Below are 12,548 nucleotides of genomic sequence, written 5' to 3'. Positions count from 1 at the left end.
TTTTTATTTTTGAACATATTTAGTGGGCTTCGGATTGATGCGCCAGTTCGATTTGACTGAGAATATGATGGCTCATATTTTTTGCCATTTCTTCTTTGGCGTAGAACACTTCACCAATATTTTCTTCGCGTATCACCACAGTTTCTTCTTTACTCTCTGCGCAAATAAGGACCTGAATTTCAGGATTTAGCTGTTTTGAAATGTCCACGATACGATGAATATCTAAAATATCCATTGGTGAAATGACTAACAAACGGGCATGTTGAATATGTGCCTGAATCAATACATTGGGTTCAGTCGCTTCACCACTGACCGCCGCAATGCCTTGGCTACGTAGTTTTTCAACAATTTCACGATTTTCTTCAGCAATCACCACTTTGATGTTTTGCTCCATCAGGTTTTCACTGATACGACGGCCGACACCACCATAGCCAATAATCACCACCTGATCGCGTAGATAAGCTTGATCTACCTCATCGGGCAACATGGCCAGTGGGTCACCACTACGTTCTAATAAACGTGCTAAATGCGAGCGTTCACGAATCCAGCGCTGTACAGGTTCAATTGCAGAGAACACAAATGAGTTCAGGGTAATTGAGAATAATGCGCCTGCAAGAATCAGATTTTGCGCATCAGGCGTCAATAAACCTAATGATAAACCGAGTGTCGCCAAGATAAAGGAGAACTCACCGATTTGCGCCAAACTTGCGCCTACGGTTAAGGCGGTATTGATTGGGTAGCGGAAGAACAATACCAGCGCCATAGCCGCTAGGGTCTTGCCCACCATGATAATCGCAACGACAGCTAAAATACGTAACGGCTCTTCTACCAGAATGCTCGGATCAAACAGCATGCCGACTGAAACAAAGAACAAAATTGCGAAAATTTCACGTAATGGCAATGTTTCCTCTTCTGCACGGTGGCTAAAGTCAGACTCTTTTACCACCATACCCGCAAAGAATGCGCCAAGGGCCATAGATACGCCGAACACCGCGTAAGAGCCGTATGCAATTGAAACCGCAGCTGCAACAACAGTGAGTGTAAACAGCTCACGAGAACCTAAACGTGCCACGAATTGCATGATCATGGGTACAAGTCGCTTACCAATAATCAGCATGAAGGCGATAAAGCCTGTCACTTTGAGCAGGGTAATGCCAATCGTGATCCAGATGCTTTGTGATGTATCTGTCCCAGGTAGTGCCTGTCCACCGAGTAATACCGCTGTTGCGGGTAGAAGGACCAAGGCTAAAACCATCACGAGGTCTTCAACCAAGAGCCAGCCAACAGCAATTTTTCCATTCACTGAGTCCAGTAAGCCGCGATCACCCAATGCCTTGAGTAGAACAACGGTACTGGCACAAGACAAGCTTAAGCCGAAGATCAGTGCAGAGCCAAAGCTCCAGCCCCAAAACATAGAGACTGCGATCCCAAGTAAGGTTGCCACTGCAATCTGCAAAATTGCACCAGGCACAGCAATACGACGTACTTGCAGTAAATCTTTGAGGGAGAAATGCATCCCGACACCGAACATGAGGAACATTACCCCCAGTTCAGCCAGCTGATTGGCGAGCTGCATGTCACCGACTACGCCAGGCGTATTGGGACTAATAATAATGCCTGCAACTAAATAACCAATCAAAGGAGGGAGACGTAGACGTGCTGCGATATAGCCAAAAATAAGGGCCATACCAAAACCAACAGCAAGTAAAATAATTAAATCAACATCATGTGGCATTGCGGTTCCTTAATCTTTGCGGTTAAGGGGAAAATAAATGAGCATAAAACATGCCAAGAAAACAGCGAATAAAGTGTAACAACTAAAATCGAATTTGTTGATGACAATTTTTTTATTTATCAAAAAAAATCATGTAAGTCATTTTCAAGCATTTCATTTAAATAAAATACATTTTTTAGGCAAAAAAAACGACTTCAAGAGAAGTCGTTTTTTTAAAGAACTAAAATTATTTAATTTTAGCTTCTTTGAAGATTACGTGTTGACGGATTTTTGGATCAAATTTTTTGATTTCCATTTTTTCCGGCATAGTACGTTTGTTCTTAGTAGTGGTATAGAAATAACCAGTACCAGCTGTAGAAACGAGGCGAATCTTATCACGCATTGTTCAGACTCCTTAGATCTTTTGACCTTGAGCACGGAGATCAGCAACAACTTTCTCAATACCCAATTTATCAATAATACGCATACCTTTAGTAGTTAGACGAAGACGTACAAAACGCTTTTCGCTTTCTAACCAAAAACGGTGGTGGTGCAGGTTCGGCTCGAACCGGCGTTTGGTTTTGTTGTTTGCGTGCGATACGTTGTTACCAACGATAGGACGCTTGCCGGTAACTTGGCAAACCTTAGACATGGTGAACTCCATTGCTAGTTTATATAGCACTGTTTCGTGCAACTAGCCATTCAAGTAAACGGATGAAATCATTCAAGGGGCGTTTTATACCAAAAATACGATTAAAAGACAAGCGAATTTGGTAAAAACAAGGCATGAACTGGTGTGATAGCTCATGCCTTAACCAGCTTAACGAAATAGTGTTTTTAAAAGCAGTTTATGCGTTGCTTTATTATAAGGTGGTAGGATGAATTTTAAACTGTAAAGTTTAGGGCTCACCGGGTTGGACATCATTGAACGTTCATGTGAGAAGCTAAAGAAGCCTTCTTTACCATGATATTTGCCCATACCTGATGCACCAATGCCACCAAATGGCAGATCATCCTGCGCCACGTGGGTAAGAACTTGGTTGATACCAAAATGTCCTGAATGGGTACGTCCTGCGACATAATCAGCACGTGCACTATCGATATCGAAGTAATAGAAAGCTAATGGACGTGGGCGACTATTAATGAACTGAAGTGCATCGTCGATATGGTCGTATTCTAAAATAGGCAGAATTGGACCAAAGATCTCATTCTTCATAATTTCCATTTCAGTGGTCACGCCTGTTAATAAGGTCGGCGCAATCTTACGAACTTCAGTTAAAGACTCATTCTTGGCATTTAGTTCAACAATCGTTGCACCTTGGTCACGAGCATCCTCTAAGTAACCTTGTAGACGATTATATTGCTTGTCATTCACAATAGAGGTGTAGTCGTTATTGTCACGCAAGCTTGGGTACATTGTGGTCACAAAGTCATTGTAGTGCTTGGTGAACTCTGCTGTTTTACCTTTAGGCAAGAACATATAGTCAGGTGCAACACAGGTTTGACCCGCATTCCATAGCTTACCTACCGCAATACGTTGTGCCACGTCGCGAATATTCATGGCTGAATGAACCAGTGCAGGCGATTTTCCGCCAAGCTCTAAAATCACTGGAACAAGATTCTCTGCTGCTGCTGCCATCACCGTTTTACCGACAGAGGTTGAGCCTGTAAAAATCATTTTATCAAAAGCGAGATGACTGAATGCATCTGAAATAACGCCACCACCATTCACGACAGCAACCAACTCTTGTGGGAATGCTTCAGAAAGGGCATTTTCAAGTACATAACCAAAATTTGAAGAAGCACTCGAAATTTTGATCATGGTATGGTTACCAGCAGCCAAAGCACAGATCAATGGGCCGACTGAAAGTAATAAAGGGTAGTTCCATGGTGCAATCACCCCGATTACACCCAATGGTTGATATTCTACCCAGCCTTTTGCTGGTTGGTGTAACATGCTGATATGGCGTTTAGATGGTTTCATCCATTCAGTTAAGTTCTTGCTATAGTATTTGATATGTTCTAAACAAGTCAGAACTTCGCCAATTTTGGTTTCCATAATGGCACGGTTGCCATAATCTTGACTAATTGCGTTAGCAAATTGATCTTGATACTTTATCAAGATGTTTTTAAGTCGAGCTAAGCGTTCAATACGTTCTTTGGCGCTTGGCACAGGATGGCGTTGGTAAGCTGCTTTTTGCTGCTCAAGCAAATCATGTAGCCGTTTCACATCAACATGAGGTGTCATAGCGGTTGTTTTTGTTTGACTGTTCATAGGAGTGGACCAAAAGAAAGCTTATTATTTTTTAATTTTTAGAGTAAATACTCTAAAGTGTCAAGTCGCTTTATAGGTTTGTTTTATAACCTATTGATTATGTTATAGATGGTTAAAATCAATGTCGCACGCTAAACCGAATAAAACAAAAGATCGAATTCTGCAAATCAGTTTGCAGTTGTTTAATGAGCGTGGAGAGCGTTCGGTCACAACCAACCACATCGCGGCTGAACTCGGGATTAGCCCAGGCAACTTGTATTATCATTTCCGTAACAAACAGGAAATTATAAAAGAACTGGCACAGCAATATCAGGCTGAAACCTTGGAAATGTTGGCCTTGCCAACGGATCGTCCATTGAATGCCAATGATAAAATTAGCTATTTTCAAGTACTCAGCAATCAGTTGTGGGCCTATCGTTTTATTCATCGTGATGTCTATCATCTGGTCGAAAATAATGAAGACTTCCGAAAAATCTATCCACGTTTTGCTGGGCAGGTGATGCAGCAAGGGCAAAAAATCTATCGTGCCTTCGTGGATGCAGGTTTGATGAAGATGACCGATTCAGAAATTGAAGCTTTGATCATCAACCTATGGATTGTGCTGACTAACTGGACTAACTTCTTATATATGTCAGGTCATATCAGCGATAACAATCGTCTGGAAGAAAAGTGGGTTTGGCAAGCATTGCGACAAATGGTGTTCTTAGAAGGCCCATATTTAATGGGTGAAAGTCGCCAAACCTATGAACAGTTACTGAAATCACTTGGACCATCGGACTTGTTCGCGAGTTTGTCTAATCTTAAAAATGATGATGAATAGATCGTCAGCAGCTATTTAGTCAATAGCAAAAAAGGGTTAGAATGCTCGGCTTGATTTTAATTTGATTCGAATAAGTGATATTAACCAAATGAACACGACTACAGCCCACACAGCGCGATTACTGATTACTTGTGAAGACAAGCCGGGGATCGTGCAAGCCGTATCGAGCTTTTTGTATCATCAGGGAGCAAACATTACCGCACTTGATCAGTACGCAACAGAAGCTCAAGGCGGGCGTTATTTCATGCGTGTTGAGTTTGAGATTGATCATTTGCAATCTCGTAAAGAAGCGTTGATGCAGACCTTTGCTGCCAATGTTGCTGAACGTTATGAGATGCAATGGAAGCTTACTTTTGTTGGTGAGTTGAAAAAGGTTGGTATTCTAGTTTCTAAAGTAGACCATGCTTTATTGGAATTGTTATGGCGCCATGCACGTGGTTCATTACCATGTGAAATTACCCAAGTCATCTCAAACCATCCAGATTTACGTGAATCGGTTGAAAACTTTGGTATCCCATTCCATGTTGTACCCGTCAATAAAGACAATAAAGTTGAAGCGTATGCTCAAATTGATGAAATGATGCAGGGCAATGATCTATTGATCTTGGCGCGTTATATGCAGATTTTGAGTGAAGATTTTGTTGCTAAGTGGGAAATGAAGATCATCAACATTCATCATTCTTTCCTACCTGCTTTCGTGGGTGCAAATCCATACAAGCAAGCCTATGAGAAAGGGGTGAAGCTGATTGGTGCAACTGCGCATTATGTGACAGCTGATCTTGATCAAGGCCCAATCATCGAGCAAGATGTTGAGCGTGTGAGCCACGATTATAACGTTGAGCAATTGCGTGAGTTGGGTGAAGATGTTGAACGTAATGTCTTGGCGCGCGCAGTTAAATGGCACTTGGAAGACCGTATTATTGTAGATGGCAATAAGACCGTGGTTTTCTAATAAATTGCTAGGTTACAGTATGTAAAGAGAACATGCCGAAAGGCATGTTTTTTTATGTCTATTTTTCAATGGCTAGCAAATATACAAGAAAAAACAGTTGCAAATGAAAACACTTCTCATTTATTATTACGGCACTTTCATTGTTCTATCCGATGAGTGAAATCGTTTTTTTGAAAGCGTCACCATCTATTAGGTACTTAGATTCTTATGAGTCAATCTCCTGCTACATTCAACACGCCACACCCGATGAAAAAGAAAATCATCGCTGCCTTAGTTGCAGTTGTGATTGGACATGTAGGAGTTCTGTGGGCGGTGAGCCACATGAAAACGATTGAGTTAAGACCAATCGAGAAAGAACCGCTTAAGGTGAAGTTCGTTAAGATTAAAGAACCACCTAAACCTGAACCACCGAAACCAAAAGAACAGCCAAAACCTGAACCTAAAAAAGAAGTGAAGGAAGTTAAGGTCGTTGAAAAACCTTTGCCTCCACCGAAAAAGATTGAAAAGGTTCAACAGGTCAAAGAAGCACCAAAACCTGTTCTTCAAAAAACTGAACAAAAGATTGAACCTAAAGTTGAGACCAAAGTCGTTACCACAGTCACTGAAAAAGTAGTGGAAAAACCACAACCCGTTCAGGAAGTAACGAAACCTCAACCTGCTGCTGATCCATCACCAAAACGTGTATCGATTGGTGGTTCAGGGGTTCAATGGAGTCGTTCACCGAAATTATCTGTTACAGCAAAAGATTTAGATAACCAAACACGCTCAGTGATGGTACTGATTGAAGCTGATGAGAAAGGTAAAATTACCAATGCACGTATTACACGTAGTAGTGGTATACCGAATCTCGATGAAAAAGTTTTACGTGCTGTAAGAAGTGCAAAATTTAAACCGTATATGGAAAATGGTGTTGCTTACCCGATTCGAGCAGAGCAGCCGTTTGATCTTAGTCCTTAATAAATTTGAGTCCTTGCGACAGATTAAATCAGGAGTTCGTATATGAACTTTTCAGTTTATTGGCAACATGCAGATGCAGTAAGTAAAACACTGTATTTCATCCTTTTAGCAATGTCGATTGCGACGTGGACTATTTTCATTCTGCGCCTATTAGGAACACGCCAATTAAAACAACAAGCTTATACTCAACTTGTTCAAGCTTTGGCTACGCTTAAATCAAAGTTACAGCCTTTATCGTTTGAACAACGTAAAGCTGTCGCTGAGCAAGCATTGCTTCGCCAAATCTCTGCTGAAAAATCTCAAGCAGAAAAAGGTGTTTCGGTTCTTGGAACAATTGCTTCACTGGCACCGTTTGTAGGTTTATTCGGTACAGTATGGGGGATTTTCCACGCGCTTGTGGCAGTGGGTAAAAGTGGTCAAGCTGGTTTAGCTCAGGTTGCAACCCCAGTGGGTGAGGCGCTGATCATGACCGGTCTTGGTCTTGCAGTGGCGATTCCAGCGGTGATGGCGTATAACATTTGTGTACGTTTCAATCGTGGCTTGGCACATGATTTACAAGATCAAGCACATAGCTTGTTAATCGATACCATGTTGCAGCAAGAAACAGCGGCAAAAACAGAAACTAAAGCGACTCAACAAAGTTTAGTTGGAGGTCAAGCTTAAAATGGGCTTTCAATTGGGTGAAGACCACGACAGTGGCATGAATGAGATGAATCTCATTCCTCTGATCGACATTATGTTGGTATTGATGATTATCTTTTTAGTCACAGCAACGGTTGCTAACCCATCAATTCCATTAAGTTTACCAAAAACCACTGCTGAAATTGTAGATCCACCACCAAAAGCGATCACCATTAGTATTAATGACAAAGGTGAAGTGGCTTGGGATGCGCAGATTATTAGCTTAGAAGAGCTAGAAAAGCGTTTCCAAGAGGCGGGTCAGGCTGCGACTAAACCGACTGTGCAGCTACGTGCAGATAAAGAATCAAAATACGATACGGTTGCGCAAGTGATGTCTCGTGCCAGCGAAGCAGGCTTAAGTGATATCGCGTTTGTAAGTGAAAACTAAAACAACGTGTTAGAAAAAAAAGCAACTCTGAGAGTTGCTTTTTTTTATGCCTAGTCGGTTTTGAGAAGATCGAGATATTTAGCACGTAATTTAGACAGCTTCGGAGGAATGCTGAAATTGCAGTAACCTTGTGATGGATTGCGGGCAAAGAAGTTTTGGTGATATTCCTCAGCAGGATAGAAGGTCGGTACTGGACTGAGCTCAGTCACAATATTCAGACCTTCATCTTCCAGATCATGAATAATCTGTTCGGCTTGCTGCTTTTGTTCATCATTAAAATAATAAATAACAGAGCGATATTGCGTGCCAATATCATTACCTTGGCGATTTAAAGTGGTTGGGTCATGCGTCGTAAAAAAGACATTCAGTAGTTGTGAATAGCTAATCTGCTGTTCATCAAAATCAATCAGCACAACTTCTGCGTGTTGAGTATTGCCTTGGCAGACCTGTTCATAGGTTGGGTTTTGGCTAATCCCGCCCGCATAACCACTCACGACTTTTTCTACACCTTTAAGCTGTAGAAATACCGCTTCTACACACCAAAAACATCCACCACCAACGAGCGCTTGTTGCATGAGACTCCCCAATTTTTAATTTTAAGAATGCTACTAAAGTAAACGAAGTGTTGAAAAAGTAAAAGCCCGTGTTCGCAACGAGCTTTTACTTTTTTACGATAACGAATTATGGCAACGGTTGAATCACGGTGACAAAGCTAACCAGAACCTTGCCTGACGCATCCATGAATTTAAGCTCATGGCCTTTCAGCTCGTAATTGGTTGTGCTTGCCAAAGCATTGCTATATTGGCGTGAAAGCGCGCTATTATCTTTGCCGATACAGGCCATCATGGTCGAAGCAATCGGACCTAAGCGTAAGATAGCACCTTGGCTTTCGAAGCTGCCTTGAATCTGGTTACAACCATCTGCACCAAAGAAACGTTTGCCTTTGGCGTCAAATTGAATTGCAGGGCGCTTACCAGAAAGATCATTGCTTGTAATCTCGACACCATTGATCTGTGTAGCAATCCAGTTACGGCCATAGAGATTGATGCTTTCTTTCTGAGATGCATTCGGTGAGGTTTGGAGAGATTCTGTAGTTGAACAACCGGTCATTGCTACGGCAATTGCCAAAGTACATGTTGTTAAAAAAGGCTTTAACATAAAATTTAAGTCCAAATCATTGTGTTTCTATGTTCAGTATTAGAATAAAACAACATGGAGTGGAGCAGGATATTGCGTATCCTTTTGTAAATGTTCAGGTGTCTTTAATAAAATGAGTGGAAAAATTACTCAGTTTTGGGAAGGCCTATACGAATGACATCCGAAAAATATTCACTACTCTGGTTAGGCTGTTGTTCATATTGTTCTGCACGTGGATTGATATGTGCCAAGCGATACCATTCTTTCATGCTGTAATTTTGATTGAGCGCTTTCAGGTCGTAGAGGTAGTTAGGTAAATAACCTGAGGCCAATAAGCGGTAGTCTTTGGGTAAGCGCTGTGGATTAATCGCTTGAACCATGTCAAAGACCAGCGTAGTACAGTTACTGGTCAGGGTGTTGTACCATTTGGCTTCTGCACGCAGTTCATCTGCTTTGTGTAGATACTCAATAAACAGGGCTTTACGTTCAGCTGCTGGCATTCTGATTGGAAATAAGTAGACTTGTTCGTGGCGAACATTACTGCGCGTATAGATCAGATCCTTTTCATCTGAAGCGACTAAACTGAGTTCGTATTTACGGAAAAAGCCACCAATCGCAGAAAAGTCTTCGCCTTTTTCCTTACGAATTTCAATAGAGAATACCAACGGTTTTTGATCAGAAAAATCGAAACTAACCAGCGTATGGGCAATTTGTGGCCCCATCCAGTAGGAGGTAATGACATTGATGCCCGTAATCTTATTCAGATCAATGCTGCGATCTTCCCAATGAATGTCATAGCTGCCATCGGCATGCCAGTCAAAATTTCGTACATTATGCAGCTTTACAAGATCACCATTCTTTTCATAGCTCAGCTGTTCTGCAACCTCAGGATTCCAATCCCGATCCTGTCTTGCTTCTAAGGAAAAATACCAGATCAAAGCACAGGCAAATGCCACACAATAAATAATGATATCGGTGCGACGACTCACCAGATGACCACTGACATAGACGCCAATCAAGCTGAGGGCAAATAAGACCCATAGCGCAATGACGGCTCGACTGAAAAAAGTACCTAAGGGTTGCTGAATCCATAAAGCCAGACAGAGCCAGACACTTGAAAGGATCACGCATAAGGTAAACAGACTGTGTAAAAGCCCAATGCCTAAAGCGATGAAAAACTCACGTGATCCAATATTGTGCATGGCAAGCGCGATCCATTCTTATTTTTGGTAGGTCGCAAACTCAAAAGTAACCCCTGATTTCTCATCAGTATGCTGTTCCGAGTTTACTTTGCGAAAGTCATCGGAGATTTTTGGGTAATGTGCATCACCTTGAACGTCAAGATCAACATGCGTTAATTCTAAACGATCCGCAATAGCGAGCGTTTGGGTAAAAATCTCTCCACCCCCAATAATAAATAAGGATGCTTTTTCAGCGTGTTGTGCATCTGTAAGTGCAGCATTGAGTGCATCTTCGATACTATGCGCGACTTTAACCCCGTCAAAATGCCATTCAGGGTCACGGGTAATCACCCAATTGACACGATTCGGTAGACTACGCCCCATAGATTCAAGGGTTTTACGCCCCATAATCACCACACCCCCTTGGGTAATGGCTTTAAAGTGCTTTAGGTCAGCAGAGATATGCCACGGCAAAGCATTGCCTTTACCGATACAGTGATTTTTATCCATTGCAACTACGTGGACAACTTCAGTGCCTTGCCATGCCATTTTATATTCTCTCTAACTAATCGATTTAAACTGCGACAGGTGCTTTAATTGCTGGGTGTGATTCATACCCTACAATTTCAATATCTTCAAATTTAAAATCGAAAATATCGGTAATCTCAGGATTGAGCTTTAATTGACACAACGGTAGCGGCTCACGGCTCAGCTGTAATTGTGCCTGTTCAAAGTGATTGGCATATAAATGCGTATCACCACCTGTCCAGACAAAGTCGCCGACACCTAAACCACAGACCTGAGCAATCATATGGGTCAGTAGGGCATAGCTGGCAATATTAAACGGGACACCCAAAAACACATCTGCACTACGTTGATACAACTGGCATGACAGTTTGTTGTCTTGTACAAAAAATTGGAACAGGGTATGGCAAGGTGGTAATGCCACTTTACCTGCTTCATTTGGGTTCCAACCAGAAACGATCAAACGACGTGAATTTGGATTGGTCTTGATTTCATTGACCAACCATTTAATCTGGTCAAAACCATTTTGTTGGTAGCTACCATCTTCATTTTGACTTGCGCCAAAGTTACGCCATTGGTGGCCATAAACAGGGCCAAGTTCACCTTCTGGACGACCAAAACGTGCAGTCTGTTCTACAGTTGCCCATTCATCCCAAATTGAAACTTTATTGTCTTTGAGATATTCAACATTGGTATCACCTTTCAGGAACCAAAGCAGTTCAATGACGATGGAACGGAAGTGGACTTTCTTGGTGGTTAGCAGTGGAAAGCCCTTAGAAAGATCAAAGCGCATCTGATGACCAAATACTGAACGTGTACCTGTGCCAGTACGGTCGCCTTTGTCGCCGCCATTGTCGAGGATATGTTGTAAAAGGTCTAAGTAAGTGCGCATCGTGATTCCTAATCGCAAATTTTTATCGGGCTCATCTTATCAGAATTTATGTGATAAATAATGGGTCAATTGTGCGTCATTAACTGTCGTAGTGCAGACTTTATTCTCTATTTAAATTTAGCTGCTTGTTTTATATTAAGTTCTATAAATAAGTACATGGACAAGCAACAAAATGAATTTTAAACCAGAGACTTTGCCGAACAATTTGCAGCCATACCTAGAAAAAATCACGGCGACTATTTTGCCAACCGTCACCATGCAACTGACACCCAGTGATGAATTAACTTTATGGCAAAGTAAGATAGGGGGGCATCCTTACTTACCGCTGGATGCGACTTATCCAGTCGATTCGAATGGCAATCCATTGACTTTATTGGCGCAGTTAAATTTTGCTGAAATCCCGAATTTAGCTCATTTTCCAGACCAAGGAATTTTACAGTTTTATATTGCAGCCGATGATTTGTATGGAATGAATTTCGACGACCAACAACAGCAATCTGGTTTTAAAGTGTTGTACTTCGAGCAGGTCATTGAAGATGCTTCACAATTAAAACAGGACTTCTCTGAAGTTCAACTGAGTGAAGATGATTATTTGCCATTTGCGGGACAATATTCGATTGAATTTAGCCTGACTTCTCAACCCATTAGCCTCGGTGATTTTGCCTTCGCACCAAAGATTCTAGGAGTCGATGAACTGTATGATTTTGAAGATCAATTTGAAGGTGGGGATTTTGAAGATGATTTTATCGAACCTTATGATGAATTGGCTTCTGCAAGTGGACATCGTTTAGGCGGTTATCCTTATTTTACCCAAACTGACCCACGTCAATATAATGAAAAAGTTCAAGATTATGTGCTGCTTTTTCAGCTCGATACTGATGATGTGGAAAACGAGATTATGTGGGGCGATTCGGGCGTAGGGAATTTCTTTATTCATCCAGAAGACTTAAAGAAACGAGATTTTTCCAAAGTACTATATAACTGGGATTGTTGTTAAATAAAAAAAGCGGATGAGTGTTCATCCGC

General features: G+C 41.6%; 15 protein-coding genes. 6 read left to right on the top strand and 9 right to left on the bottom strand.

Annotated features, from left to right (window positions below; all coding sequences use genetic code 11):
* Positions 1-19: 19 nt before the first annotated feature.
* From F902_RS00715 to F902_RS00700, 4 genes are all read right to left on the bottom strand, one after another.
* Complete coding sequence (locus F902_RS00715; protein WP_005200269.1) at positions 20-1,735, bottom strand: cation:proton antiporter; 1,716 nt, start codon at positions 1,733-1,735, stop codon at positions 20-22.
* A gap of 226 nt (positions 1,736-1,961) precedes the next feature.
* Positions 1,962-2,117 (bottom strand): 50S ribosomal protein L33, encoded by a 156-nt coding sequence (gene rpmG, locus F902_RS00710; RefSeq protein ID WP_003654787.1) that lies wholly within the window; start codon positions 2,115-2,117, stop codon positions 1,962-1,964.
* 12 nt (positions 2,118-2,129) lie between these two features.
* Positions 2,130-2,366 (bottom strand): 50S ribosomal protein L28, encoded by a 237-nt coding sequence (gene rpmB / locus F902_RS00705; RefSeq protein ID WP_004649871.1) that lies wholly within the window; start codon positions 2,364-2,366, stop codon positions 2,130-2,132.
* A 168-nt stretch (positions 2,367-2,534) separates the two neighbouring features.
* Positions 2,535-3,989 (bottom strand): coniferyl aldehyde dehydrogenase, encoded by a 1,455-nt coding sequence (locus F902_RS00700; protein ID WP_005200267.1) that lies wholly within the window; start codon positions 3,987-3,989, stop codon positions 2,535-2,537.
* 121 nt (positions 3,990-4,110) lie between these two features.
* Between F902_RS00700 and F902_RS00695 the strand changes: the two genes are divergently transcribed.
* The 5 genes from F902_RS00695 (at position 4,111) to F902_RS00675 (ending at position 7,787) form a co-directional block, all read left to right on the top strand.
* A complete protein-coding gene (locus tag F902_RS00695; protein WP_004655980.1) occupies positions 4,111-4,809 on the top strand; it encodes a TetR/AcrR family transcriptional regulator in 699 nt (232 codons plus the stop codon).
* Positions 4,810-4,897: 88 nt separating this feature from the next.
* Complete coding sequence (gene purU / locus F902_RS00690; protein WP_004802565.1) at positions 4,898-5,761, top strand: formyltetrahydrofolate deformylase; 864 nt, start codon at positions 4,898-4,900, stop codon at positions 5,759-5,761.
* Positions 5,762-5,968: 207 nt separating this feature from the next.
* The gene (locus F902_RS00685; RefSeq protein ID WP_004802567.1) at positions 5,969-6,718 is read left to right on the top strand and encodes an energy transducer TonB family protein; all 750 of its coding nucleotides are present in this window, start codon (positions 5,969-5,971) and stop codon (positions 6,716-6,718) included.
* 42 nt (positions 6,719-6,760) lie between these two features.
* On the top strand, positions 6,761-7,381 hold the full coding sequence (locus F902_RS00680) for a MotA/TolQ/ExbB proton channel family protein (protein WP_004655971.1): 621 nt from the start codon (positions 6,761-6,763) through the stop codon (positions 7,379-7,381).
* A 1-nt stretch (position 7,382) separates the two neighbouring features.
* A complete protein-coding gene (locus F902_RS00675; protein ID WP_004802569.1) occupies positions 7,383-7,787 on the top strand; it encodes an ExbD/TolR family protein in 405 nt (134 codons plus the stop codon).
* 50 nt (positions 7,788-7,837) lie between these two features.
* On the opposite strand, the gene msrA is transcribed toward F902_RS00675, so the two are convergent.
* The 5 genes from msrA to thyA form a co-directional block, all read right to left on the bottom strand.
* Positions 7,838-8,362 (bottom strand): peptide-methionine (S)-S-oxide reductase MsrA, encoded by a 525-nt coding sequence (gene msrA, locus F902_RS00670; RefSeq protein ID WP_005200264.1) that lies wholly within the window; start codon positions 8,360-8,362, stop codon positions 7,838-7,840.
* Between the two features lie 106 nt (positions 8,363-8,468).
* A complete protein-coding gene (locus tag F902_RS00665; RefSeq protein WP_005200262.1) occupies positions 8,469-8,945 on the bottom strand; it encodes an META domain-containing protein in 477 nt (158 codons plus the stop codon).
* Between the two features lie 125 nt (positions 8,946-9,070).
* Complete coding sequence (locus F902_RS00660; protein WP_005200260.1) at positions 9,071-10,126, bottom strand: Lnb N-terminal periplasmic domain-containing protein; 1,056 nt, start codon at positions 10,124-10,126, stop codon at positions 9,071-9,073.
* A gap of 18 nt (positions 10,127-10,144) precedes the next feature.
* On the bottom strand, positions 10,145-10,654 hold the full coding sequence (locus tag F902_RS00655) for a dihydrofolate reductase (protein ID WP_005200258.1): 510 nt from the start codon (positions 10,652-10,654) through the stop codon (positions 10,145-10,147).
* 25 nt (positions 10,655-10,679) lie between these two features.
* A complete protein-coding gene (gene thyA, locus F902_RS00650; protein WP_005200256.1) occupies positions 10,680-11,522 on the bottom strand; it encodes a thymidylate synthase in 843 nt (280 codons plus the stop codon).
* 172 nt (positions 11,523-11,694) lie between these two features.
* On the opposite strand from thyA, the gene F902_RS00645 reads away from it, so the two are divergent.
* Positions 11,695-12,519 carry a YwqG family protein gene (locus tag F902_RS00645; protein ID WP_005200254.1) on the top strand — a complete coding sequence of 275 codons (825 nt, stop codon included), beginning with the start codon at positions 11,695-11,697 and terminating at the stop codon, positions 12,517-12,519.
* Positions 12,520-12,548 lie beyond the last annotated feature (29 nt).

This window comes from Acinetobacter higginsii (assembly GCF_000369525.1).
Taxonomy (GTDB): Bacteria; Pseudomonadota; Gammaproteobacteria; order Pseudomonadales; family Moraxellaceae; genus Acinetobacter; species Acinetobacter higginsii.
This window is presented reverse-complemented; position numbering and strand designations above follow the sequence as displayed.

Excerpts from the sequence above, each read along its gene's own strand:
- F902_RS00715 (WP_005200269.1), bottom strand. The coding sequence starts at position 1,735 with ATGCCACATGATGTTGATTTAATTATTTTACTTGCTGTTGGTTTTGGT.
- rpmG (WP_003654787.1), bottom strand. The coding sequence starts at position 2,117 with ATGCGTGATAAGATTCGCCTCGTTTCTACAGCTGGTACTGGTTATTTC.
- rpmB (WP_004649871.1), bottom strand. The coding sequence starts at position 2,366 with ATGTCTAAGGTTTGCCAAGTTACCGGCAAGCGTCCTATCGTTGGTAAC.
- F902_RS00700 (WP_005200267.1), bottom strand. The coding sequence starts at position 3,989 with ATGAACAGTCAAACAAAAACAACCGCTATGACACCTCATGTTGATGTG.
- F902_RS00695 (WP_004655980.1), top strand. The coding sequence starts at position 4,111 with ATGTCGCACGCTAAACCGAATAAAACAAAAGATCGAATTCTGCAAATC.
- purU (WP_004802565.1), top strand. The coding sequence starts at position 4,898 with ATGAACACGACTACAGCCCACACAGCGCGATTACTGATTACTTGTGAA.
- F902_RS00685 (WP_004802567.1), top strand. The coding sequence starts at position 5,969 with ATGAGTCAATCTCCTGCTACATTCAACACGCCACACCCGATGAAAAAG.
- F902_RS00680 (WP_004655971.1), top strand. The coding sequence starts at position 6,761 with ATGAACTTTTCAGTTTATTGGCAACATGCAGATGCAGTAAGTAAAACA.
- F902_RS00675 (WP_004802569.1), top strand. The coding sequence starts at position 7,383 with ATGGGCTTTCAATTGGGTGAAGACCACGACAGTGGCATGAATGAGATG.
- msrA (WP_005200264.1), bottom strand. The coding sequence starts at position 8,362 with ATGCAACAAGCGCTCGTTGGTGGTGGATGTTTTTGGTGTGTAGAAGCG.
- F902_RS00665 (WP_005200262.1), bottom strand. The coding sequence starts at position 8,945 with ATGTTAAAGCCTTTTTTAACAACATGTACTTTGGCAATTGCCGTAGCA.
- F902_RS00660 (WP_005200260.1), bottom strand. The coding sequence starts at position 10,126 with ATGCACAATATTGGATCACGTGAGTTTTTCATCGCTTTAGGCATTGGG.
- F902_RS00655 (WP_005200258.1), bottom strand. The coding sequence starts at position 10,654 with ATGGCATGGCAAGGCACTGAAGTTGTCCACGTAGTTGCAATGGATAAA.
- thyA (WP_005200256.1), bottom strand. The coding sequence starts at position 11,522 with ATGCGCACTTACTTAGACCTTTTACAACATATCCTCGACAATGGCGGC.
- F902_RS00645 (WP_005200254.1), top strand. The coding sequence starts at position 11,695 with ATGAATTTTAAACCAGAGACTTTGCCGAACAATTTGCAGCCATACCTA.